19 protein-coding genes are annotated in these 23,896 nt (G+C 71.9%); 10 read left to right on the top strand and 9 right to left on the bottom strand.

The annotated features are described in order from the left end of the window. Positions 1-78 precede the first annotated feature (78 nt). Positions 79-918 carry a hydrolase gene (locus IH48_RS0109215; RefSeq protein ID WP_030901631.1) on the bottom strand — a complete coding sequence of 280 codons (840 nt, stop codon included), beginning with the start codon at positions 916-918 and terminating at the stop codon, positions 79-81. Positions 919-1,157: 239 nt separating this feature from the next. Here IH48_RS0109215 and IH48_RS0109210 point away from each other — a divergent pair, with 239 nt between their 5' ends. Then, the gene (locus IH48_RS0109210) at positions 1,158-1,856 is read left to right on the top strand and encodes a GntR family transcriptional regulator (protein WP_234434186.1); all 699 of its coding nucleotides are present in this window, start codon (positions 1,158-1,160) and stop codon (positions 1,854-1,856) included. Between the two features lie 100 nt (positions 1,857-1,956). On the opposite strand, the gene IH48_RS0109205 is transcribed toward IH48_RS0109210, so the two are convergent. The 4 genes from IH48_RS0109205 to IH48_RS0109190 are packed head-to-tail and all read right to left on the bottom strand — an operon-like array spanning position 1,957 to position 6,179. Continuing rightward, on the bottom strand, positions 1,957-2,907 hold the full coding sequence (locus tag IH48_RS0109205; RefSeq protein WP_051839445.1) for a cyclase family protein: 951 nt from the start codon (positions 2,905-2,907) through the stop codon (positions 1,957-1,959). 20 nt (positions 2,908-2,927) lie between these two features. Then, complete coding sequence (locus IH48_RS34885) at positions 2,928-3,662, bottom strand: cupin domain-containing protein (protein WP_234434185.1); 735 nt, start codon at positions 3,660-3,662, stop codon at positions 2,928-2,930. After that, positions 3,659-5,035, bottom strand: coding sequence for an NAD-dependent succinate-semialdehyde dehydrogenase (locus IH48_RS0109195; protein ID WP_030901620.1), 1,377 nt, complete (start codon positions 5,033-5,035; stop codon positions 3,659-3,661). The genes IH48_RS34885 and IH48_RS0109195 overlap by 4 nt, the downstream gene beginning before the upstream one ends. 49 nt (positions 5,036-5,084) lie before the next feature. Then, positions 5,085-6,179 (bottom strand): isocitrate/isopropylmalate dehydrogenase family protein, encoded by a 1,095-nt coding sequence (locus IH48_RS0109190; protein ID WP_234434184.1) that lies wholly within the window; start codon positions 6,177-6,179, stop codon positions 5,085-5,087. Between the two features lie 246 nt (positions 6,180-6,425). Here IH48_RS0109190 and IH48_RS0109185 point away from each other — a divergent pair, with 246 nt between their 5' ends. From IH48_RS0109185 to IH48_RS0109170, 4 genes are all read left to right on the top strand, one after another. After that, entirely contained in the window at positions 6,426-7,295 is an 870-nt protein-coding gene (locus IH48_RS0109185; RefSeq protein WP_051839443.1) for a substrate-binding periplasmic protein, read from the top strand. A 115-nt stretch (positions 7,296-7,410) separates the two neighbouring features. Further along, positions 7,411-8,622, top strand: coding sequence for an ornithine--oxo-acid transaminase (rocD, locus tag IH48_RS0109180; protein WP_030901614.1), 1,212 nt, complete (start codon positions 7,411-7,413; stop codon positions 8,620-8,622). 22 nt (positions 8,623-8,644) lie between these two features. After that, positions 8,645-9,682, top strand: coding sequence for a GDSL-type esterase/lipase family protein (locus IH48_RS34320; protein ID WP_051839441.1), 1,038 nt, complete (start codon positions 8,645-8,647; stop codon positions 9,680-9,682). A 68-nt stretch (positions 9,683-9,750) separates the two neighbouring features. After that, positions 9,751-10,431 (top strand): RraA family protein, encoded by a 681-nt coding sequence (locus tag IH48_RS0109170; RefSeq protein WP_051839439.1) that lies wholly within the window; start codon positions 9,751-9,753, stop codon positions 10,429-10,431. Positions 10,432-11,059: 628 nt separating this feature from the next. Here IH48_RS0109170 and IH48_RS0109160 read toward each other — a convergent pair. Continuing rightward, a complete protein-coding gene (locus IH48_RS0109160) occupies positions 11,060-11,482 on the bottom strand; it encodes a YjbQ family protein (RefSeq protein WP_030901607.1) in 423 nt (140 codons plus the stop codon). A 69-nt stretch (positions 11,483-11,551) separates the two neighbouring features. Here IH48_RS0109160 and IH48_RS0109155 point away from each other — a divergent pair, with 69 nt between their 5' ends. Continuing rightward, positions 11,552-12,646 carry an NAD(P)-binding domain-containing protein gene (locus IH48_RS0109155; protein ID WP_030901605.1) on the top strand — a complete coding sequence of 365 codons (1,095 nt, stop codon included), beginning with the start codon at positions 11,552-11,554 and terminating at the stop codon, positions 12,644-12,646. 30 nt (positions 12,647-12,676) lie between these two features. On the opposite strand, the gene mltG is transcribed toward IH48_RS0109155, so the two are convergent. Together mltG and IH48_RS0109145 are read right to left on the bottom strand one after the other, a co-directional pair. Beyond that, on the bottom strand, positions 12,677-13,453 hold the full coding sequence (gene mltG / locus IH48_RS0109150; protein WP_037841425.1) for an endolytic transglycosylase MltG: 777 nt from the start codon (positions 13,451-13,453) through the stop codon (positions 12,677-12,679). Positions 13,454-13,641: 188 nt separating this feature from the next. Continuing rightward, complete coding sequence (locus tag IH48_RS0109145; RefSeq protein WP_078849575.1) at positions 13,642-15,567, bottom strand: ABC transporter ATP-binding protein; 1,926 nt, start codon at positions 15,565-15,567, stop codon at positions 13,642-13,644. Between the two features lie 87 nt (positions 15,568-15,654). Here IH48_RS0109145 and IH48_RS0109140 point away from each other — a divergent pair, with 87 nt between their 5' ends. From IH48_RS0109140 to IH48_RS0109130, 3 genes are all read left to right on the top strand, one after another. Further along, positions 15,655-16,194, top strand: coding sequence for a MarR family winged helix-turn-helix transcriptional regulator (locus IH48_RS0109140; protein ID WP_078849574.1), 540 nt, complete (start codon positions 15,655-15,657; stop codon positions 16,192-16,194). Between the two features lie 136 nt (positions 16,195-16,330). Continuing rightward, the gene (locus IH48_RS0109135; protein WP_030901597.1) at positions 16,331-18,244 is read left to right on the top strand and encodes an ABC transporter transmembrane domain-containing protein; all 1,914 of its coding nucleotides are present in this window, start codon (positions 16,331-16,333) and stop codon (positions 18,242-18,244) included. After that, entirely contained in the window at positions 18,241-20,031 is a 1,791-nt protein-coding gene (locus tag IH48_RS0109130) for an ABC transporter ATP-binding protein (RefSeq protein ID WP_030901595.1), read from the top strand. Before IH48_RS0109135 ends, IH48_RS0109130 begins: the two co-directional genes overlap by 4 nt. Before the next feature lie 321 nt (positions 20,032-20,352). Here the strand turns inward: IH48_RS0109130 and IH48_RS0109125 are convergent, their stop codons facing one another. Continuing rightward, positions 20,353-21,147 (bottom strand): metal-dependent hydrolase, encoded by a 795-nt coding sequence (locus tag IH48_RS0109125; protein ID WP_030901594.1) that lies wholly within the window; start codon positions 21,145-21,147, stop codon positions 20,353-20,355. Between the two features lie 163 nt (positions 21,148-21,310). Between IH48_RS0109125 and IH48_RS0109120 the strand changes: the two genes are divergently transcribed. After that, entirely contained in the window at positions 21,311-23,824 is a 2,514-nt protein-coding gene (locus IH48_RS0109120) for a DEAD/DEAH box helicase (protein ID WP_420705460.1), read from the top strand. Positions 23,825-23,896: the final 72 nt, after the last annotated feature.

Raw genomic sequence — 23,896 nt, 5'->3', positions numbered from 1 at the left:
GCCGCCCCGACATGCGTCGTGCGACATGACGGTAACGTAGCAGCGACGACGACATTGTCAATGGGCGTCGTGACTATTTCATGTCGTCGTACGTCGGGCGAGCACGTCCGCCACGAACTCCTGCACCGCGGGCGCCACACCAACGCCCTCGTGTCCGACGCCCGGGACCAGGTCGAACCGCACCTCGATCCCCTGCCGCTCGAAGTCGTCCCGCAGGGTGCGCAGCCGCTCGATCCGGGTGGCGCCCGTCTTCTCCACGCCGTCCATCCAGTTGGAGTCGCCCGGGTTGTTGATCTCCCAGGTGTCGGTGTCCTCGGCGCCGACGACCATCTGCACCGGGACCCGGCGCAGCGCGTCGAGGTCGATGGTGGCGCCGAAGTGGTCCTTGAAGTCCGCGACACCCAGCCACCAGGGCAGCGAGTCGTCGAGCCGGGTGATGCGGCCGGGGGCGCCGATCGACAGTCCCGCCAGCCGCCCGGGGTGCACGTAGGCGAAGCGGTGGACGAACTGGCCGCCGCCGGAGAACCCGTGCAGCACGAACCGCTCGGACCGGGCGTTGAACAGCTCGCCCACTTCGTCGACGATGTGCAGCAGCTCCTCGTCGAACCGCATGTCCTCGTACTTGAGGAACTTGAAGTTGTGCAGCTCGCCGGGCCGTCCCAGACCGGCCGGGAACAGCGGGGTGAGGATGATGCAGCGGTGTGCTCTGGCGAACTCCTTCCAGCGGTCGCGGTAGAGCTCGGCCGAGCGGCCCGTGCCGTGCTGGATGACGACGAGCGGCAGGGGCGCCGCCTGCGCCGTGTGATCCTTGGGCACGTACAAGGCGTACGAAAGACGCTGGTCGTGGCGGGAGGCGAAGAAGGGGGTGCCCCCGACGAAGTGCGCATGCTCCGCGTCGGACGGGAGGGCCTGGGTCATGTGAAGGCTCCTGTGCGTGATGCAGTGTGGTGCGTGGTCCGGCGATGCGCGGGACGCGATGCGTGGCGCGTATGGTCAGCGGATCCACGTTTCATATAACCTATAAGAAGTAGGATCGCAGGACCAGGGGTCGCCGGACGCTCTCCGGGTCTCGTTCTCGTTACGGGACCCCGCCGCAGCCATGTGGTTTCGCCGGGAGCGGCACGGCCGATCGCCCGCTCGGTATCCTTGCGGTCGCCTTGTCTGCCGAAGAAGAGAATCCCACCTCGATGAACGCCAGTTCACGTCCCGCCCCGACCAAGAACGTGTACGCCTACCAGGAGTTGCGCCGTCGCATCCTGTCCGGCGAGCTGCGGCAGGGGCAGCCCATTTCCCAGGAACAGCTCGCCACGGAACTCGGCGTCAGCACAACCCCGTTGCGCGAGGCGCTGCGGCGGCTCGACGCCGAGGGGCTGGTCGCCATCGACGCCCACCGCAACGCGCGGGTCACCGAGTTGAGCGCCGAGGAGGCCCGCAGCCTGTACGAGGTGCGCGAGCAGATGGACCCGCTGGCGGCGAAGCTCGCCGCGACCCGTCGCAGCGAGGCCGACATCGCCGCGATCCGGGCGGCGCTCAAGGGCCTGGAACCGCTCACCCCCTCGGCCGACGTCGACAGCCTGCTCGTGCACCGCGCCTTCCACCGCAGCATCTACACGGCGTCGCACAACACGCTGCTGATGTCGCTCCTGGAAGGCCTGTGGGACAAGGCCGACCGCTACCGCCAGCTCAGGCTCCAGGCCGGCCCGGACTCGCCCGAGGACCAGGCGCGGGTCAAGGAGGAGCACAGCGCCATCGCCGAGGCCGTGATCGCCGGCGACGCACGGGCCGCGGAGCGCGCCATGCGCACGCACGTGCGCGCGAGCCTCGGCAAGCGCGCGATCGCAACGCTGACCGTCTGACAGGAGCCATTCGCCACGCGAGGCTCACGGCCCGTGCCGGCCGTGCTCGTCACACCACGGACGGCATCACGGCACGGCCGATGTCACAACACGGCCGGGGTCACAGCACGGCGAGCGGGTTGGCCGGCGAACCGGTGCCGCCCTCGACCACCAGCGGCGCCACGACGAACATGAAGGTGTAGCGGCCCTCGGCCGCGCAGGCCGCGGCGAGCGGGGCGAGGTCGCAGTTGTCGACCAGTGCGAGTCCGTACGCGAAGACCGAGCCGTGCACCGTCCACGGGATGCCCCAGTCGTTGGGCGCGTGGTCCAGCATGTCCCACCCCAGTACGGCGCAGTCGCTGTCGCTCAGGAACCGCAGGCACGACGCGTGCAGCCCGGGGCGGCGCGGCTCCCCGCGCTCGGTGCGCTCCGTGCCCCAGACAGGGTTCTCCAGGTCCCAGCGGTCGCGCCCCGAGTGGACGAGCACCGCGTCGCCCGGCTCCACCGCCACGCCCTGCGCCTCGGCGACCTTGACCAGCTCGTCACCGTGCACCGGCCGCTCGAAGGTGACGTACGGTTCGCCGCGGAATGCCGGCACGTCCAGCAGGACCCCCCGAGTGACGATGCCCTGGCGCCACCGGTGCACCGACCCCCAGCGGCTTCCCCGTGAGGTCACTTCCACGGCCGGGTCCCGGCCCTGCCACATGCCACGCTCGTCCCACACATGGCACAACGCGTCGACGTGCGTGGAGGCGATGCCGTGGTACTCGATGCCGTAGTAGTCCCCGGCGATACCGCCCGTCCCCCGTGGGGTGCTCGTGGTGTAGTGCGAGGCCGGGCGCACGACACCGGGCCGCGCCCGGCTCGGGAACGGGCGGCTCAGCGACACCGTTCGCCCCGAGCGCACCTCGGCCGCCGCCGACGCCCGCTTGCGCTCCGTCACCAGGTTCAGAGCGCCGACTTCGTCGTCCGAGCCCCACCTGCCCCAGTTGCTGCGACCGCTGCCGTGCAGGAGCTCCAGCACATCCTCGCGGGACCAGTCCCGCTCCGCGTCGCTCGGTCCAGCGGGCATACGCGTCCCTCCCGTCAGCGTCAGAAAGCGGTGAGCACGTTGCGGAGGTGGGTGACCTCCGGCGTGCCCGAGACGTGGTCGGCGATCAGGCGGCGCCATTCCGTGAAGCCCGCCGACTGCCGGAAGCCGGGGACGTGGTCCTCGACCGACTCCCAGCCGACGACCAGCCGGTACTCAAGCGGGTCCTCCTGCGAGCGCTCCAGCGCGAACGTACGGGCGCCGCGCGCCCGCTGGAAGTGCGGGGCCGCCTGCGCCACCGCCTCCTCGAACGCGTCCTCATGGCCGGGCAGCACCCTGATCGTCGCCACCTCGTGCACGAGTCCGGCGGGCCCGGCCGCTCCCCCCGGGTGTTCGGCGTCGATCCTGCCGTGCTCGCCTGTCTCCAGGAGCGTCCTGGTGGCGTGCGGCGAGGCGTACGTCCAGAAGATCTTCATCGGCTCGTGGTCCGAGGCGTTCTCGAAATGGTGCGGGACGTTCGCCGGCACCAGCGTCGTGTCGAAGGTGCGAAGCCGCGTCCGCTCGCCGTCGATGTCGACGACCGCAGCGCCCTCGACGACGATCACCGACTCGACGACATTGTGCAGGTGGTGCCCGATCGCCGCGCCCGGCTCGAACGCGGTGATCCCGTTGAGGAAGGCGGTCGCACCGCGCGCGGCGGTCGCCAGCGGAACCGTACGGGCACCGGACCCGCGGTCCTTGGCGGGCAGCTCGTCGGGCAGCAGCACCGAGCCCTTCCAGGACCGGCGCGCGCTCACGAGGCCACCGCCGGGCCGAACCACACCGTCTTCACGTTGACGAATTCCTTCATACCCCATTCGCCCAGCTCACGGCCGTATCCCGACTTCTTGATCCCGCCGAACGGCAGCCGCGGGTCGGAGGCCACCTGCCCGTTGACGAAGACCGCCCCGGCATCGATCAGTGGCACCAGCCGCCGCGCCAGGTCCAGGTCGGCGGTCCACAGCGCCGCGCCGAGCCCGTACTCGGTGCGGTTGGCCAGCGCCACCGCCTCCTCCGCGCCGCGCGCCCGGGTCACCGCGAGCACGGGGCCGAACGTCTCCTCGGTGAACGCCGCCATCTCGGCTGTGACGTGGTCGAGCACCGTCGGCCGATAGTAGAAGCCCGCGCCGGGGCGGGGACTGCCGCCCAGCCGGACCACGGCTCCCGAGGCGGCCGTGCGCTCCACCTGATCGTGCAGGGCATCGCGCAGATCGGCACGGGCCAGCGGCCCGATCTCGGTGCCTTGCTCCGCGGGGTCGCCCACGGCGAGCTCCCCGGCCTTGCGCACGACCAGCTCGACGAACGCGTCGGCGACCCGTTCGTCCACGATGACGCGCTTGGCGTTGACGCAGCTTTGGCCGGCGGTGTTGAAGCGCGAGCGGACAGCGACCGTCGACGCCTCCTCCAGGTCGGCGTCGGCGAGGACCACGAACGGGTCGGAGCCGCCGAGTTCGAGGACGTGCTTCTTCAGGTGGGCGCCGGCCTGCGACGCCACGATGGCGCCCACCCGCGTCGAGCCGGTGACGGTGACCGCGGCGATCCGGTCGTCGGCGATCATGTCCGCCACCGCGTCCGGCTCCACCAGCAGCGTCGCGCACAGGCCCTCGGGGGCGCCGCACTCGCGCAGGATCCGCTCCAGCAGCACGGCGCAAGCGGGCACGTTGCTCGCGTGCTTCAGGATCGCACCATTCCCGGCCGCCAGCGCCGGGGCGAGGAAGCGGAAGTACTGCCAGAACGGGTAGTTCCACGGCATGACCGCGAGCAGCACGCCGAGGGGTTCGAAGGCCACGTGGCTCTCGGTGGCGGCGGAGACGACCGGCTGCGGCGCGAGGTAGGAGGGGGCGTGCTCGGCGTAGTGGTCGAGCGTCCAGGCCGACTTCTCCACCTCCGCCCGCGCCTCGGCGAGGGGCTTGCCCATCTCGCGGGTGATCAGCCGGGCGAACTCCTCGCGGTCGGCGCGCAGCCGGCCGGCGACGGCGCGCAGCAGCGGCAGCCGCTGCTCCAGCGGGGTGGCGCGCCAGGCTCGCTGAGCGGTCACGGCCGCCGCGAGTACGGCCTCGACCTGGTCGGAGGTGTGTGCGTCGAACTTCTCGACGCACACCTCTGTGGCCGGGTTGATGGACAGTTGCATTCCGTGTCCTTCCGGAAGTGAGCGTGCGGGGGCCTCGCCGCGCTGGAGGTCAGGTGCGCGGTCCGGCGGCGTGCTGGGTCTTGCGCACGGCTGCGACGAGCCGGTCGGTGAAGGCGTCGGTGCCCAGGCTGCCGCCCAGGTCGCGGGTGCGGGTCTCCGGATCTGCGAGCACGGCCTCGACGCTCGCCTCCATGGCAGCGGCGGCCCTGCTCAGCCGCTCGTCCCGGTCGCGGCGGCCCCGCCAGTCGAGCAGCATGGCAGCGGACAGCACGAGGGAGGTGGGGTTGGCCACGCCCTGCCCCGCGATGTCGGGTGCGGATCCGTGCTGGGCCTGGGCGACCGCCACGTCGTGACCGACGTTGAGGGAACCGCCGAGCCCGAGGCTGCCCGACAGCTCGGCGGCCTCGTCGGACAGGATGTCGCCGAACATGTTGGTGGTGACGAGGACGTCGAAGTCCTGCGGCCTGCGCACCAGCGCGGCGGCGGCCGCGTCCACGATCAGCTCTTCGAGCCGCACGTCCGGGTACTGCTCGGCGACCTTGCGGATCTCCCGCAGGAAGAGGCCGTCGGACAGCTTGAGGACGTTGGCCTTGTGCACGGCGGTGACGTGGCCGCGGCGCCGGCGGGCGAGCGTGAACGCGGCGTGCGCCAGCCGCTCGCAGCCCTTGGCCGTGATCTTGCGCAGGCTGAACGCCTGGTCCGCATCCGGCATGAACTCCCCGCTGCCCGCGTACATGTTGCGATCGGAGTAGAAGCCCTCCGTGTTCTCCCGGACGATGACCAGGTCCATCGGCGTGCGCAGGATGCTCAGTCCGGGCCGCGACCGGCTGGGGCGGATGTTGGCGAACAGCTCGAACTCCACCCGCAGCTGGGCGGAGGGGTTGATGCCGCCCTGCTCGCGCGGCGGGTAGGCATAGTGCGACACCGGTCCGAGGACCACCCCGTCGACCTCCGGGATCCGCTTCGTCACCCGCTCGGGGAGCGTGGTGCCCTCGGTGGCGAGCGAAGCCAGGCCGATCCCGGCGGTCTCGATGTCGAGCCCGAGTGCGTGGCTCTCGTCGACCGCCCGGAGAACCCGCAGGGTGGCGTCGGTGATCTCCGGGCCGATGCCGTCGCCGGGAAGTACGAGCAGTTTCATGGACATCCAGCCTCTTTTCTGGTCCCTGGACGGACCGGCCTTTTTCGTACGAGCCGGCAGACAAAAGAGAGCATAGCCTATAGGCTATTGACCAATCTCGATCATGAGATCGCCTGGTGACAGAGGTGTCCCGTCGCGCTCACGCAATCCATTGACGGTGCACTCCCTATAACCTATAGTCGCGCCTCGTTGTTGTCGCCCCTTCCCCACGCACTCCCTCGGCGGCCCTTGAGCAATCCCCTAAGGAGAACTATGAACCGGCACCTTTCGAGGCGCGTGGTCAGCGCCCTGGCCGTCGCCACCGCCGTGGTCACGACGAGCACCGCCTGCGGCAGTGACGGTGGCGACGACGCCGGGAAGGGCTACGGCCTGGCCGACTCCGGCACCATCACGGCGGCCGTCACGGCCGGCGACTACCCCTTCGTCTCCCCCGACGCCAATGGCAAGCCCGTCGGCATGCTGGTCGACCTCAACAACCTCATCGCCAAGCGCATGGGGCTGAAGATCGTCTACAAGACGACCACCGTCCAGGCCGGCCTGCCCGCCCTGACCAGTGGCCAGTTCGACCTGATGTCCGTGGGCCTGGTTGCCACCCCGGAGCGCAAGAAGAGCGTGGCCTTCACCAAGCCGATCTTCTGGGGCCAGAACGTCGTCGTCGTTCCCAAGAACAGCAAGGCCAGGAAGATCGGTGACTTCGCGGGTCTGCGGGTCGGCGCCGGTGCCAACAGCCAGCAGGAGGACTTCGCCAAGAAGAGCCTCACCAAGTCCAAGCTGGTCACGGAGCCCACCGACAGCACGGGCGTCAACCAACTGCTGGCCGGCAACCTCGACGCGCTGGTGCTCGGCTCCACCCACACCGGCAAAGTCCTCGAAGAGCACCCCGGGAGGATGAAGGTGGCCCTGACCTCCCCCCAGGACCAGCCGGGGGCGATGGCGGTCAACAAGAAGCTGACCAAGTTCCTCACCGCGTACAACAAGCAGTTGACGGCGCTCGCCAACGACGGCACCTTCCTCAAGCTGTACCAGAAGTACTTCCCGGACCTGCCGTACCCGAAGAAGATGTACAGGTACTGGCCGAGCATCGAGGCGCAGGTCAAGAAGCAGGGCGCCGCGGACTCCTGACGGAAAGCGGGCGTCCACCGCGCGACCCTCGGTGGACGCCCCGCCTCGCGGGCCCCGCCTCGCCCGGGCCGGCCCACCCACCGATCAAGCACCGAGCACGGAAGGCACACACCGCATGTCCCTGACCGACGACGAGATCACGCGCGCCTCGGCTAGTGTGGCCCACAACTACCACCCACTCCCGGTGGTCATCGCCCAGGGCGAGGGCGCCTGGGTCACCGACGTCGAGGGGCGGCGCCTGCTGGACATGCTGGCGGGCTACAGCGCTCTCAACTTCGGGCACGGCGACAAGCAGCTCCTCGCCACGGCCCACGCCCAGCTGGACCGGCTGACCCTGACCAGCCGCGCCTTCCACCACGACGGCCTCGCCACCTTCTGCGCCGAGCTCGCGGAGCTCGCGGGCATGGAGATGGTGCTGCCGATGAACACCGGCGCTGAGGCGGTGGAGACGGCCCTGAAGACGGCCCGCAAGTGGGGTTACCGCGTCAAGGGCGTGCCCGAAGGGCGCGCGAAGATCGTCGTGATGGACGGCAACTTCCACGGCCGCACCCTGACCGTCGTCAGCTTCTCCGACGACCCGGAGGCCACCGCGGACTACGGCCCCTTCACCCCCGGTTTCGTCCGCGTCCCGTACGGAGACATCGAGGAGCTGCGGAGCGCCGTCGACGAGGACACCGTGGCCGTCCTCTTCGAGCCGATCCAGGGCGAGGGCGGAGTCATCATGCCGCCGCCCGGGTTCCTGCGCGAACTGCGCGCGCTGTGCACCGACCGGAACGTGCTGATGATCGCCGACGAGATCCAGTCCGGACTCGGCCGCACCGGCCGCACCTTCGCCTGTGACCACGAGGACGTCGTGCCCGACGTCTACCTGCTCGGCAAGGCACTGGGCGGCGGCATCCTCCCCGTCTCCGCGGTGGTCTCCCGCCGGGACGTCCTGGGCGTCTTCCGGCCCGGCGAGCACGGCTCGACGTTCGGCGGCAACCCGCTGGCGTGCGCGGTGGGCACCGCCGTGGTGCGCCGGCTGAAGGAGGGCGACCTCCAGGAGCGGGCAGCCCGGCTCGGCACGGTCCTCGCGGAACTGCTGGCCGAACTCCCCGCGGACGCGGTGAGCGCCGTGCGCTCGCGGGGTCTGTGGGCCGGTGTCGACGTGCGCGGGCGCAGCGGCCGCGACGTCTGCGAAGGACTGCTGCGCCGAGGCGTGCTGGCCAAGGACGCGCACGGGCAGACGCTCCGGCTCGCGCCGCCCCTGATCGTCGAGGAGGAGGACCTGCGCTGGGGCATGGGCCGGCTCGCGGAGGAACTGACCGCCGGCCAGGCCGCCGGCTGACACCGAACAGGACGGTCGCACGATGACGTCGCTCTTCCCCGGCGACCCCCGGCTCGGGCTCACCGGTCATGCCGGGCTGGTCGAGTCGGACGGCCTGTGGCTGCCCGTCCGACTGCCCGGCGCGGGCGGCCGGCCACTACTCCCGGAGGGCCTGGCCGCCGCCGCCCGCATGGCGTCGGGTGTCCACGCCGACCTGGTCACCGACGCCACCGGCCTGTCCTGGACGGTGGAGGTGACCGCGCCTGACGCAGCGCGGCGGGCGCCCGCCCCCTTCGACGTCGTCGTCGGGGAGGAGCGCATCGCCCGGATCGTCCTCGGGCAGAAGAGGGGGACGCTCAGGGTGACGGGCTTCGGTCCTGGCACCAAGCGGATCAGGATCTGGCTGCCCCAGTACGGCACCACCCGCCTGGGCCGGCTGACGCTTGAGGGGGCGACCGGGGCCGCGGCGGCGCCCGGCGGCCCGAGGTGGATCGCCTACGGCAGTTCCCTGACCCACTGCACGGGCGCTGACGGTCCCTCCGACACCTGGCCCGCCCTCGTCGCGGCCCGGCTCGGCTGGCGGCTGCGCAACCTGGGCTTCGCGCGGGAGTGCCACCTCGACCCGCAGGTGGCACGGTTCGTGCGCGACAGCCCGGCGGAGGTGATCAGCATCTGCGCGGGGGTCAACGTGCACGGTGCGTCCACCTTCGGCCGCCGCACCTTCGGGCCCGCCCTCGCCGGCTTCGTGCAGACCGTGCGCGAGGGGCACCCCGGTGTGCCCCTCGTACTGATCAGCCCCATGGCGGCACCGGAACGCGAGGGACGGGTCAACGCGGCCGGGCTGACCCTCGCCGACGTGCGGCACATCGTCCATGACACCGCCGCTGCCCTGCGGGACGCGGGCGAAGACGATCTGCACCTGGTCGACGGGCTTGAGGTGCTCGGTCCCCGGGATGCCGGACTGCTCACCGACGGGCTGCATCCCGGCCCCGACGGATACCGGCTGATGGCCGACCGGCTGGCCCCCAGGCTGTCCGCCTTCGCCGGGCAGCCCTCGACGGCCGGGCCCCTGGAGCCGTAGCCGGCGGCCGCCGGCGCCTGAACACCGCAACATCGCAACGTTCGTCCCGATCAAGGGAGTCCGGGCACATGGCCCACCTCGATGTCACGCTCACCGGAAAGCTGCCCGTCCTCGAGCCCGTTCACGGGCCGCGCCCGGAACGCTGCGCGCCGGACCTCGTCCGGCGGCTCGGCAGGCACACCGTCGCCGACCTCTCGGACCTCGTCGGCCGCCTCCACACCATGACGAGCGAGATCCGCCCGCTGTACGAGGGATGCCCCCGCCTGGTCGGCACGGCTGTCACGGTGCGGACACCGCGGGGGGACAACCGGGCGGTGCGGGAGGCGGTCGACCACATCGAGGACGGGGACGTCCTGGTCGTGGACGCCCAGGGCTTCACCGGCTGGTGCAGCGGCGGCTACGGCATGCTCCACCCGGTCACCTCTCCCCGCACGCTCGCCGGGCTCGTGGTGAACGGCGCCTACCGGGACATCGACGACTTCAGGCGCGCGGCACTGCCCCTCTACGGCATCGCCCCCAGCCCCGCCACGGGACCCAAGCTGGGGCCCGGGGACATCAACGTCCCCGCCTCCTGCGGCAATGTCGTCGTACACCCCGGCGATGTGATCGTCGCGGACGCCGAAGGGGCGGTCGTCATCCCCCGGGCACAGGCCGGGGCCGTGGCCCGCCACGCCGACGCGCGCGGCGCGGGGCTGACGGCGGCCGACCGGCTGGAGATCTCTACGCTTCCCCAACTCACCCACCTCTAGCTGAACGCCGAGATCCTTCGGGAACGGCCGGCCCCTGTCGGGTGCATGCCAGAGCTACATGGTGTGGAGGTCCTACAGATCCCCAACATGGATCGGACGACCGAACACCTCGCTCCACTGGCGTCTCCCGATGTCCGGCTTCCGGCCGCTCTTCCCGGACGCAGAGGTGACCGTGGACACACGCTGATCTCCCCGATACTCAGCCTTGGGAACACGCCCCGGCAGACTGTTCGCCGATCTCTGCGCACAGCGCCTCGCACGCCTCCGGCTGAGGACGGTACCGCTCGATGGTCCCGCATCTGCGGCGACGAGCGCCACGTCCGTGTCGGTCGCCCGGCCCGGGTGCGTACCCGCGATGATGCCGCCGATCGTCGAGTCCACCTGCCGGTACATGTGGCTGAACAGGCGGTGGGTCTCGTCCCGCATCGTGCAGCCGGTGTTCAGGCAGTCGACAACGTTGCGACCGACGCGGCCCACAGCCGCCGCGACCAGCCGCCGCAAGGCCCCTTCTCGTCACGCGGTCACGGGACGTTCAACCGCTGCCGGGGCCGTATCGTGCGTGCTTCTCTCCGTTGGCGCACCGGATGTTACGGAGAAACGTCGGCACGACCCAGGAGAGCGATCTTGGTCAGCCCAGGAAGCTCAGCCGCACCTTCCGGTCAGGATTGTCGACATTTGTGTCGACCAGGCAGACCGACTGCCACGTGCCCAGTTCGAGGCGCCCCCCGGTCACCGGCAGGGTGGCGTGCGGGGGCACCAGGGCGGGGAGCACGTGGTCGCGGCCGTGGCCCGGGGTGCCGTGGCGGTGGCGCCAGCGGTCGTCCGGTGGGAGCAGGTCGCGCAGGGCGGCCAGCAGGTCGGTGTCGCTGCCCGCGCCCGTCTCGATCAGGGCGATGCCCGCCGTCGCATGCGGGACGAAGACGTTGAGCAGGCCGTCGCGGCCTGCCGCGGCCTCGCGCAGGAACGACTCGCAGTCGGACGTGATGTCGAGCACCGTCTCCTCGCCGCCGCTCGTGAGGCGCAGGATCTTGGTGGTGAAGGTGTCTGGCATGCCCCCATCCTCGCGCGCCACGGGGCCGCGCGCCGGGAAGATCCCCGCCACTCGCGGTGTTGCCGGAGCGTGGACGTATTCGGTGGGCGTGTCGTGGACGTGGTGGTCATCGGGGCAGGGCAGGCCGGACTTTCGAGCGCGTACCACCTTCGGCGCACGGGGTTCTTGCCGGAGCGTGACTTCGTCGTGCTCGACCATGCGCCGGGGCCCGGTGGCGCCTGGCAGTTCCGGTGGCCGTCGCTGACGTTCGGGAAGGTCCACGGCCTGCATGCGCTGCCCGGGATGGAGCCGGCGGTCGCGGACGGCGACGTCGTGCTGCCCGCTTCGCAGGTCGTCTCCGGCTACTTCGCCGACTACGAGCAGCGCTTCGGCATCCCCGTGCACCGGCCCGTCGACGTGGTGGCGGTGCGCGAGGGGGCGGGTGGCCTGCTCGCGGTCGAGACCTCCGCCGGTGACCTCGCCGCCCGCGCCCTCATCAACGCCACCGGCACCTGGGACCGCCCGTTCGTGCCCCACTACCCCGGCCAGGAGACCTTCGGCGGGCGCCAGTTGCACACCGCGGGCTACGCCGGTCCCGAGGAGTTCGCCGGGCTGCGGGTCGTGGTGGTCGGCGGCGGGGCGTCCGGCACGCAGCACCTGATGGAGATCGCACCGCTCGCCGCGGAGACGACCTGGGTCACGCGCAGGCCGCCCGTCTTCCGCGAGGGCCCCTTCGGGCCCGACGAAGGCCGTGCGGCGGTCGAGCTGGTCGAGCAGCGGGTGCGGCGCGGCCTGCCGCCGGGGAGCGTCGTGTCGGTGACGGGCCTGCCGGTCAACGATGACGTGCGGCGCGCGCTGGACTCCGGCGTCCTCGACCGCGAGCCGATGTTCGACCGCGTCACGCCCACCGGTGTGGCGTGGGACGACGGCCGCTCACTGGACGCGGACGTCATCCTGTGGGCGACGGGTTTCCGTCCCGCCGTGGGCCATCTCGCGCCGCTCGGGCTGCGCGAACCCGGTGGCGGCATCCGTGTGGAGCGGACCAGGGCGGTACGGGACGAGCGGGTGCATCTCGTCGGCTACGGCCCCTCGGCCTCGACCATCGGCGCGAACCGCGCGGGTCGTGAGGCCGTGCGCGGCGTCCGCTCGCTGCTGGCCGAGCCCGCCCGCGACCTCGTCGCGTGACCATGGGCGCCGCGGTGGGCGCGAGCGCCGTCAGTGGCGTCGGTTGGCGTTGAACTCCTTTACGTTCTCCTGCTGTTGTGCGTAGGTGGTGGCGAATCGCGTGTCGCCGTCCTTGACCGTCACGAAGTACAGCCACGTGCCGGGCGGCGGGTCGCTCACCGCCTTCAGCGCCGCCTGCCCCGGGTTGCCGATCGGCGTGGGCGGCAGGCCCTTGTGCGCGTACGTGTTGTAGGGGCTGCTCGACTTCGTGTCGCTTTCTGTGGTGTCGAGTGTGGAGCGGTGCAGCGCGTAATTCAGTGTGGAGTCCATCTGCAGCGGCATGCGCTTGTCGAGCCTGTTGAGCACGACGCGCGCCACCTTGCCCATGTCTGCGGGTGTGGCCGCCTCCGCCTGCACGATGCTGGCGACCGTGACGGCCTGGTAGAGCGTCAGCCCGTCGCGCTGCGCACTCGCCCTGAGGTGGTCCTCGCCCAGCTTCCTGTCGGCCGTGCTGACCATGAAGGCCAGCAGGCTGCCGGCCGTGGTGTGTTCGTCGACCGGGTACGTGGCCGGGAAGAGGTAGCCCTCGGGGTTGCCGTGCGCGGGCCCGGCCAGTTCGAGGTGGGTCGTGGCCGCCGCTTTGCGGGTGGTGCCGGCGGGCAGCGCGAGCACCTTGTCGATGGAGGCGTAGACCTGCTCGGCGCGCCGGCCCTCGGGCACGACCAGGGACGTGTGCCGGCCTCCGCCACCGCCGCCGCCCCCGCCTCCGCCGGTCAGCAGCGACACGGGCACGAGCACGGCCGCGCCGAGCGCCAGGACCGCCGTCACCGTCAGCGCCAGGCGCCCTCGCCGCGTCAGGCGCGGGCGGCCCGCACCGCGTCGGGAGGGCGCCCGGCGCGCCCGTCGCCCACCCGGCCGCGGTCCCGGCCCAGTGGGTCGATATGACCTTTTTGTCATATCAGGACCGTAACGTGCCGCCCTCGGCGATCAGCGGAGGCCGCGACGTGTTGGGGCGCTCACCGCGCGACCGGTGCCAGCGGCGCGGAGCCGCCGGGAGCGCCCGCGTCCGCATCGCTTTCCGGGCGGGCACCGGCGCCGCTGTCCCTGCGCACGAGCGCCGCGTACCGGCCGTCGAGCGCCAGCAGTTCGTCGTGCGTGCCGCGCTCGGCGATCCTTCCGCCGTCCAGGACGACGATCTCGTCCGCGTCCCGCACCGTGGAGAGCCGGTGCGCGATGGTGACCGTGGTGCGCCCGGCGGAGAGCGCGTCGATGGCCTGCTGCACGGCGTACTCGGTGCGGGTGTCCAGCGCGCTCGTCGCCTCGTCGAGGATCAGCACGGGCGGGTCGCGCAGGATGGTGCGGGCGATGGCGAGGCGCTGCTTCTCGCCGCCGGAGAATCGGTAGCCGCGCTCCCCCACGAGGGTGTCGTAGCCGTCGGGCAGGGAAGCGATGTGGTCGTGGATCTGCGCCGCCCTCGCCGCGGTCTCGATCTCCTCGTCCGTCGCGTCCGGCTTGGCGAACCGCAGGTTGTCCGCGACGGAGGCGTGGAAGAGGTACGTCTCCTGGGAGACCACGCCGACGGCGCGGGCCAGCGAGTCGAAGGCGAGGTCGCGCACGTCGACGCCGTCGAGCGTGACGCGTCCGGCCGTCACGTCGTACAGGCGCGGCACCAGGTAGCTGAGCGTGGACTTGCCGGAGCCCGTGGGACCGACGACGGCCAGGCTGCCGCCCGCCGGCACGCTCAGGTCGATGGACTCGAGGGTTCTGTGCTCGACCGCGGGACCGGCCGGCTCCCCGGCCGCACCGGCTGCCTCCGCGGACGCGCCGTAGGAGAAGTCGACGCCCTCGAAGCGGATCTCGCCCTTCACCCGGTCCTTGGACAGATCGACCGGGCGTTCCGGCTCGGTGATGTCCACCGGCAGGTCCAGGTATTCGAAGATGCGGGCGAACAGGGCGAGCGACGTCTGCATCTGGACGCCGGTGGCGAGCAGGGACACGGCCGGGCGGAACAGCCCCTGCTGGAGCGAGACGAAGGCGACCAGCGTGCCGATGGAGATCGCCGCCGCGCCGCTGTGCAGCACGATGCCGGCCGCCCAGTAGATGACCGCCGGCATGGCGGCCATGACGATCCCGATGACCGACATGCGCCAGCGGCCGGCCATGTTGGAGCGCACCTCCAGGTCGACGAGGCGCTCGGACTCGTCGGAGAACGCCTTCGTCAGCGAGTCGGCCCTGCCCATCGTGCGGCCCAGCAGGATGCCGCTGACGGACAGCGACTCCGTGACGGTCGCCGCCATGGTCGCCATCTGCTTCTGCCGCTGCGTGGTGATCCTCTTGCGCTCCTTGCCGACCCTGCGGCTGATCCACACGAACACCGGCAGCAGCAGCATCGAGACGAGGGTCAGGCGCCAGTCCAGCGCGATCATCGCGACGACGGTGGCGACGACGGACGTCAGGTTGGACACCAGCGAGGTCGCCGTGGATGTCACGGTCGCCTGCATGCCGCCGATGTCGTTGGCGATCCTGGACTGCACCTCCCCCGTCCTCGTACGGGTGAAGAAGGCGAGGGGCATCCGCTGGAGCTGGGCGTAGACCGCGGTGCGCAGGTCGTGCATGACGCGCTGGCCGACGGTGGTCGAGATGAGCGTCTGCAAAACGCCGAAGACGCTGTTGACGACGGCGGTGAGGATCATGCCGAGCGCCAGGAGGGACAGCAGGCCCGTGCGGCCCTGCGGGATCGCGACGTCGAGGATCTGCCGGAGCAGGAACGGTGAGGCGACCGTGACCAGGGACGACGCGGCGACCAGCAGGCCGACCACGGACAGGCGGGCACGGTAGGGGCGGAAGAGGCCGAAGATGCGGCGCAGCTGGGGCGGGCGCTCGGCCCGCTCGGCGCCTTCGGCGCGGGCGGGGGGCTTTCCGAGGGATACAGAGCGGTTCATGGGCTCCTTCGTGGGATCGATGGTCAAGGGAGCGTAACTCACTATTACCTATGCTCACAATGAACATAGTCCTGATATTGTTCCCCCATGGAGAACTCCGCCGGTGACACCACCGACCGCGAGGCGACCGGCCGCGACGGCACCGGACGCGACGGCACCGACCGCGACGGCCGCCTCGCCGAGCAGTTGCTGCGCCTGACGCGCAGAATCCACCGCAGCCAGAAGCACCTGCTGCGACCGGTCGGCATCACCCCGGCGCAGGGCAGGCTCCTGCGCACGGTCGCGCACTGCGAGACGCCGCCGCGCATGGCCGACCTCGCGGCGCGCCTTGAGGTGGTGCCGCGCGCGGTGACCACACTGACGGACGGCCTTGAGGCCAACGGGTGGGTGCGGCGCGTGCCCGACCCGGCCAACCGCAGGGTGATCAGGATCGAGCTGACGGACGCGGGCCGCGGCGCGCTCATGGACCTGCGCGCGGCACGCCGCGAGGCGGCCGCGGAGGTGCTCGCACCGCTCAGCGACGAGCAGCGTGACACGCTCGGCGCGCTGCTGGCACGGCTGACGGGCGAGGCCGGCGCGGAGCGCCCGCGCGACGGCGCGCTCAGGCGGGCGGCGCCGCCGGCCTGAGCGCACCCGCACCGTCCGTCCCGGGCGTCCCCGGCGTCCTCACCCGTGCCGTACCAGCGGAAAAAGCGATTGCCCTGCTCAGGTGAAAAGGCGAAGCTGGCACGCCTGCCTCGCCCGACCACGAGCATGGGACATCATGCAGATTCGCGACCTTCCCTACGAGGACCCCGGCGTCCCGGACGCCCGCTCCGGCGGCCGGTACCTGCTGTGGCTGTTCCGCAGTCAGCTCGGCGGCCAGGCCAAGTCCCTCGGCTGGGGCCTGCTCCAGCAACTCGGCCTCGCGGGGCTGCCCGTGGGGTCCGGGCTCGCCGTGCAGGCCGTGGTCGACGGTTCGGGAAGCGGGCTCGCGCTCGCGGGCGGCCTGATCGCGCTGTTCGGCATCGCGCTGACGATCGGCGACACCATGCTGCACCGGGTCTCGGTGACGAACTGGATCACCGCGGCCGCCCGCCTCCAGCAGTCACTCTCGCGCAAGACGACCGAGCTCGGCTCGACCCTTTCGCGGCGCGTCGCCGCGGGCGAGATCGTCACCGTCTCGACCGGCGACGTCGAGAAGATCGGCTGGTTCGTGGAGGCGCTGTCGCGGTTCGTGGCGGCGGCCGTCGCGATCGTGCTGATCGCGGTGGGGCTGCTGCTGTACGTGCCGTCGCTCGGCCTGCTTGTCGCCGTCGGCGTACCGGTGCTCGCGCTCGCCGTCCTGCCGCTGCTCGCGCCCGCCACGCGCCGGGCCGACGTGCAGCGCGAGAAGGCGGGACGCGCCACCGAGCTGGCCTCCGACACGGTGGCCGGGCTGCGCGTGCTGCGCGGCGTGGGCGGTGAGGAGCTGTTCCTCGGCCGGTACCGGGAGGTGTCGCAGGAGGTGCGCCGGGCCGCGGTGCGCAGCGCCCGCATGTGGTCGCTGATCTCCGCCGTCCAGGTGCTGCTGCCCGGCCTGATGCTGATCGCCGTGGTCTGGTACGGGGCTCGGCTCGCGCTGGACGGCCGCATCACGCCGGGCGAGCTGGTGACGGTCTACAGCGCGGTCACCCTGCTCCTCGTGCCGCTCCAGCGGTTCGAGGAGATCGCCGTGGCGTACTCGGTGTCGCGGCCCTCGGCGACGCGCGCCGCGCGTGTGCTGTCCCTGGTGCGGACGGACGTGGCCGCGGACGCCGGCGGCGGCCGCGCGGTGAAGGCGCCGTCCGGCGACCTGTTCGACCCGGTCAGCGGCATGCTCGCGCCGTCGGGCCTGCTGACCGCCGTCGTGTGCGGGGACCCGGACGCGGCGGGGCGTCTCGCGGATCGCCTGGGCGGGCACGGCGTCGGTTCGGCGACCGACCGCGAGGACCGCGGCAGCGACGACGGCCTGGCCGGCGGCGCCTCCCGCGGCGGCGCGGAGGCCGTGCCGTCCGTGCTGCTCGGCCGCACGGCCCTCGACTCGCTGCCGCTCGACGTGGCCCGCACGGCCGTCCTCGTCCAGGACAAGGACCCGGTGCTGCTGTCCGGCACGCTCGCCGAGCTGCTCGACGTGCCGTCGTCCGGCACGGTCGCGGCACGCCGCGCGCTGGCCGCGGCCCAGTGCGACGACGTGCTCGACGCGCTGGTCAGGGCGTCGGTGGCCGGCGACGGCGACCGGGACGCGATGCGGGCGCGCATCACGGAGCGCGGCAGGTCGCTCTCGGGCGGCCAGCGACAGCGCCTCGCGCTGGCCCGTTCGCTCGTCGCCGACCCGGAGGTGCTGGTGCTGGACGAGCCGACATCGGCCGTCGACTCGCACACCGAGGCGCGGATCGCCGACGGCGTCAGGCGGCTGCGCTCAGGACGCACGACGGTGGTGTTCACCTCGTCGCCGCTGGTTCTCGACCGCGCCGACCGTGTGGTGTTCGTGCACAACGGAAAGGCCGGGGCCGAAGGCGCGCACCGTGCGCTGCTCGCCGAGGACGCGCGCTACCGCGCCGTCGTCACCCGGGAGACCGGCGCGGGGCCGGGCAGCGCGGCGTTCGGCGCGCACGTCACTGACGGCATGGGACGCCAACACCGCACGGACGTACACGAGATGGAGGAATCGGCATGATCGGCGTGGCGAGGCCGGAGCACGACCCGGCCGCCCCCGAGTCCACGACGACGCTGCCCGTCGGCTCCGCGGCGACCGTACGGGCCTACGTCGCGGGCCTGTTGAGGCGCCACCGCCGTGCGTTCACGGTGCTGATCTGCGTCAACGCCGTGTCCGTCGTGGCGTCGATGGTCGGGCCCTACCTGCTCGGCGGAGTCGTCGACCGTCTCACGCACGGGGCGCGGAGCGCCGACGCGCTGCATCTGCCGCTGATCACCGCGCTGTTCGCGATGGCGCTCGCCGTGCAGACGGTGCTCACCCGGTCGGTGCGGCTGCGCGGGGCCGTGCTCGGCGAGGAGATGCTCGCCGACCTGCGCGAGGACTTCCTCGTCAGGTCGGTGGGACTGCCGCCCGGAGTCCTGGAGCGCGCCGGCACCGGCGACCTGCTGTCGAGGATCACCACGGACATCGACCGCCTCGCGGACGCGATGCGCGAGGCCGTGCCGCAACTCGCCATCGGCGTGGTGTGGGCGGCGCTGCTGCTGGGCGCGATCACGGTGACCGCGCCGCCGCTCGCGCTCGCGGTGCTGATCGCGCTGCCTGTGCTGATCGCGGGGTGCCGCTGGTACTTCAAGCGCGCACCGTCCGCGTACCGCTCCGAGGCGGCCGGGTACGCGGCCGTCGCCGCGTCCCTCACGGAGACCGTGGACGCGGGCCGCACCATCGAGTCGTACCGGCTCGGCGCGCGGCGCGTGGCCCTTTCCGACCTGCGGGTGGGCCGCTGGACGGCGTGGGAGCGGTACACGCTGTGGCTGCGTACGGTGCTGTTCCCTGTCATCAACGCCACCCACGTGATCATCTTCCTGGCCACGCTGGTGCTCGGCGGGACCTTCGTGCTCCAGGGCTGGCTCGACGTGGGCCAGTTGACGACGGGCGCGCTGTTCGCGCAGATGCTGGTCGACCCGGTGAGCCTGATCCTGCGCTGGTACGACGAGCTCCAGGTCGCCCAGGTGTCCATCGCGCGGCTGGTCGGCGTGCGGGACATCGAGCCGGACGCGGGTGACGCCGCGCTCAGCCCGGCGGGCCGTGACGTCAGCGCTGACGAGGTGCGGTTCGGCTACCTGGAGGGCGTGGACGTCCTGCACCGGGTGTCCCTGGACGTCGCGCCCGGCACGCGCGTCGCGCTGGTGGGCCCGTCGGGCGCGGGCAAGTCGACGCTCGGCAGGCTGCTGGCGGGGATCTACGGGCCCCGGCGCGGCACGGTCACGCTGGGCGGCGTCCCGCTGGCCCGGATGCCCGCGGAGTCGGTGCGGCGGCACGTCGCGCTCGTCAACCAGGAGCACCACGTCTTCGTCGGGTCCCTGCGGGACAACCTCGGGCTCGCCCGCGCGGACGCGACGGACGAGGAGCTGTGGGCCGCGCTCGGCGCGGTCGACGCGGACGGCTGGGCGCGAGGCCTCGCGGAGGGCCTGGACACGGAGGTCGGCTCGGGCGGCACGGTACTCACCCCGGCGCAGGCGCAGCAGATCGCGCTGGCCCGGCTCGTGCTCGCCGACCCGCACACGCTGGTACTCGACGAGGCGACCTCGCTCCTCGACCCGCGGGCCGCCAGGCACCTGGAGCGCTCGCTGGCGCGAGTGCTCGACGGCCGCACGGTGATCGCGATCGCGCACCGCCTGCACACGGCGCACGACGCGGACGTGATCGCGGTGGTCGAGGACGGCAGGATCAGCGAACTGGGCCCGCACGAGGACCTGGTGGCGGCGGACGGCGCGTACGCGGCGCTCTGGCGCTCCTGGCACGGCTGAGTCCGGCACGGCGGGCCGGGCCCGCGCGCCGTCCGGGCACGGCCCCTGCGGCGCCTGGTGCGACGCCTCACGTGCGACCGTCCGCCGCACGCACGGGGGCAGCAGCCGGTCCGCGTCCCCTGCCCCGCATACGGTGCGGCCCGAGGTCCGCACCGGACGCCGGTGTCTGTCGCGACGCGGCGAAGGCCGCCGCGCGGTCACCCCAGTGGCCTGCACGGCGGCTGCCGCGACCGCGGCAAGGCGGTGGCCTGCGCGCCGCCCCGGCGCGCCGGAGGACGCTACGAGGAGTGGGCCCACACGCGCCCGCGGGCGCAGGGCGCGTCAGATGACGCCGAGCGCCGACGTCGCGCCCAGGCCGCCCAGGATCATGAACGCCGGCATCAGTATCTTGAGCTCCACCCAGCTGCCCGCCCTGAACCTCATCACCTTGGGCGTCCCGAGCGCGTACCAGCGCTTGCGCCCGATCGGGATCGGCCACAGGATCGGGCAGCCGGAGACGGTGATCGCGTCCCCCAGGTCGTGCATCAGCGCGCCCACGACGACGGGCAGGCCGAGCCACATGAAGTGCTGGTCCGGCGCGGCGAACAGCCAGTCCGCGCCGTTGCCCGGCTTGTTGAGGATGCCCGCGAGCGTCCACGCCGCGAACGCGCCGATCAGCCACACCAGGATGTGGCTCGACGTCCTGGCCGCGCGCCACAGCAGGCCCTCCACGGCGAGCACCACGTGGACGAAGAGGATGCCGAGCACGGCCCAGCGGCCGAACGTCACCGCGAGGGCCGAGAAGCCGACTCCGATCAGTACCGCCCACAGCCAGGTGTGCGTGAGGGTGCGGTGGCCGCCGCTGCGGCTGCTCGAGTCGCCCCGCATGCGGGTGTGCCGGTAGGCGAAATGGGACATCGCGTCGACGATCGCGCACAGTCCGTGCGAGAGGGGCCCGAAGGAGCGGGAGATCGTCGCGGCCTTGTGGTCGAGGTCGGGCGCGAGCGCGGCACCGGCGGAGATGAGGGTCCCGACCAGCAGTACGGGCCACGGCATCGCGTGCCCCTGCGACGCGGCCGCGGCGCCCACCCCCAGCCATGCGGCCGCCCCCGAGAGTGAGTGTGCTGGTCCCATCATGGTCGTCCCCGTCTCCCTCTGGAGTTGTCGTCCCCTGGCCCGGGCGATCCGGCCGGGCGATCCGGCCGGCCGATCTTGCCGCCGGCAAGGCAGCGTACAGTCCGTGATCTTCGCGGCGGCGTCCGGTTCCCGGATCGGGACCGGCAGCAGGCAAGATGGTGACGTGACCCTTATCGATCAGCTGCCGAAGGACGCCGACCCCGATGCCCTCTTCGAGGCCTTCTCGACGTGGGCCGAGGGGCAGGGAATCTCTCTCTATCCGGCTCAGGAGGAGGCCCTGATCGAGGTGGTGTCGGGGGCCAACGTGGTCCTTTCGACGCCGACGGGCTCGGGCAAGAGCCTGGTCGCCGCGGGCGCGCACTTCGCGGCGCTCGCGCGTGACGAGGTCACGTTCTACACGGCCCCCATCAAGGCCCTGGTGTCGGAGAAGTTCTTCGACCTGTGCAAGCTGTTCGGCACGGAGAACGTCGGGATGCTCACGGGCGACGCGTCGGTCAACGCGGACGCCCCGGTGATCTGCTGCACGGCCGAGGTGCTCGCGGCGATCGCGCTGCGCGACGGCCGGCACGCCGACATCGGCCAGGTCGTGATGGACGAGTTCCACTTCTACGCGGAGCCCGACCGCGGCTGGGCCTGGCAGATCCCCCTGCTCGAACTGCCGCAGGCGCAGTTCGTGCTGATGTCGGCCACTCTCGGGGACGTCTCGCGGTTCGAGGAGGACCTCACGCGCCGCACCGGCCGCGAGACCGCCGTCGTGCGGTCGGCGACGCGGCCGGTGCCGCTGTCGTACGAGTACCGCACGACGCCCATCACGGAGACGCTCACGGAGCTCCTGGAAACGCACCAGGCGCCCGTGTACATCGTGCACTTCACTCAGGCCGCGGCCGTCGAGCGCGCGCAGTCGCTGATGAGCATCAACATGTGCACGCGCGAGGAGAAGGACAGGATCGCGGAGCTGATCGGCAACTTCCGCTTCACCACGAAGTTCGGCCGCAACCTCTCGCGCTACGTGCGGCACGGCATCGGCGTGCACCACGCCGGCATGCTGCCCAAGTACCGGCGCCTGGTGGAGAAGCTCGCCCAGGCGGGTCTGCTGAAGGTCATCTGCGGCACGGACACGCTGGGCGTCGGCGTCAACGTCCCCATCCGCACGGTGCTGTTCACCGCGCTGTCGAAGTACGACGGCACGCGCGTGCGGACGTTGCGTGCCCGTGAGTTCCACCAGATCGCCGGCAGGGCGGGCCGCGCCGGGTTCGACACGGCGGGCCTCGTGGTGGCGCAGGCGCCCGAGCACGTCGTCGAGAACGAGAAGGCGCTGGCGAAGGCGGGCGACGACCCGAAGAAGCGCCGCAAGGTGGTGCGCAAGAAGGCGCCCGAGGGGTTCGTGGCGTGGTCGCAGCAGTCGTTCGAGAAGCTGATCGCCGCCGATCCTGAGCCGCTGACCTCGCGTTTCCGGGTAACGCACACGATGCTGCTGTCGGTGATCGCCCGCCCGGGCAACGCGTTCGACGCGATGCGCCACCTGCTGGAGGACAACCACGAACCGCGCAGGCAGCAGCTGCGGCACATCCGCCGCGCCATCGCGATCTACCGCTCGCTGCTGGACGGCGGCGTCGTGGAGCGGCTCGACACGCCCGACGCGCAGGGCCGCATCGTCCGGCTGACGGTCGACCTGCAGCAGGACTTCGCGCTGAACCAGCCGCTGTCCACGTTCGCGCTGGCCGCGTTCGAGCTGCTGGACCCGGAGTCGCCGTCGTACGCGCTCGACATGGTGTCGGTCGTGGAGTCGACGCTCGACGACCCGCGGCAGATCCTCGGCGCGCAGCAGAACAAGGCGCGGGGCGAGGCGGTCGCGCAGATGAAGGCGGACGGCGTCGAGTACGAGGAGCGCATGGAGCGCCTCCAGGACGTGTCGTACCCGAAGCCGCTCGATGAGCTGCTGTGGCACGCGTACGACGTGTACCGCAGGAGCCACCCGTGGGTGGGCGACCACCCGGTGTCGCCGAAGTCGGTGATCCGGGACATGTACGAACGTGCGCTGTCGTTCTCGGAGTTCACGTCCTTCTACGAGCTGGCGCGTACCGAGGGCATCGTGCTGCGCTACCTGGCGGGCGCCTACAAGGCGCTTGAGCACACGATCCCCGAGCACCTCAAGTCGGAGGACCTGGAGGACCTGAACGCCTGGCTGGGCGAGATGGTGCGGCAGGTCGACTCCAGCCTGCTGGACGAGTGGGAGCAGCTCGCCAACCCGGAGGTCGAGACGGCCGAGGAGGCGCAGGAGAAGGCCGACCAGGTCAGGCCCGTCACGGCGAACGCGCGCGCGTTCCGTGTACTGGTACGCAACGCGATGTTCCGCCGGGTCGAGCTGGCCGCGCTCGACAAGGTGCGCGAACTCGGCTCGATGGACGCGGAGTCCGGGTTCGACGAGGACGCGTGGGCGGAGGCGATGGACGCCTATTGGGACGAGTACGAGGACCTCGGTACGGGCCCGGACGCGCGCGGCCCGAAGCTGCTGTCCATCGAGGAGGACCCGGCGCACGGCGTGTGGCGCGTGCGGCAGACCTTCGCCGACCCGAACGGCGACCACGACTGGGGCATCAGCGCCGAGGTCGACCTGGCGGCCTCCGACGAGCAGGGCCTGGCCGTCGTGCGGGTCGCCTCGGTCGGGCAGCTGTAGGCGCGCACGCGGGCCGGGGGAAGCGCGGGTCCACAATGGTGGGACGATCTCCGCGAGGGAGGTCGGGAGAGG

The sequence above is a fragment of the Streptomyces sp. NRRL F-5126 genome (assembly GCF_000721265.1).
Lineage (GTDB): Bacteria > Actinomycetota > Actinomycetes > Streptomycetales > Streptomycetaceae > Streptomyces.
The sequence above is the reverse complement of the archived record's forward strand: the minus strand, read 5'-3'. Positions and strand labels throughout refer to the sequence as shown.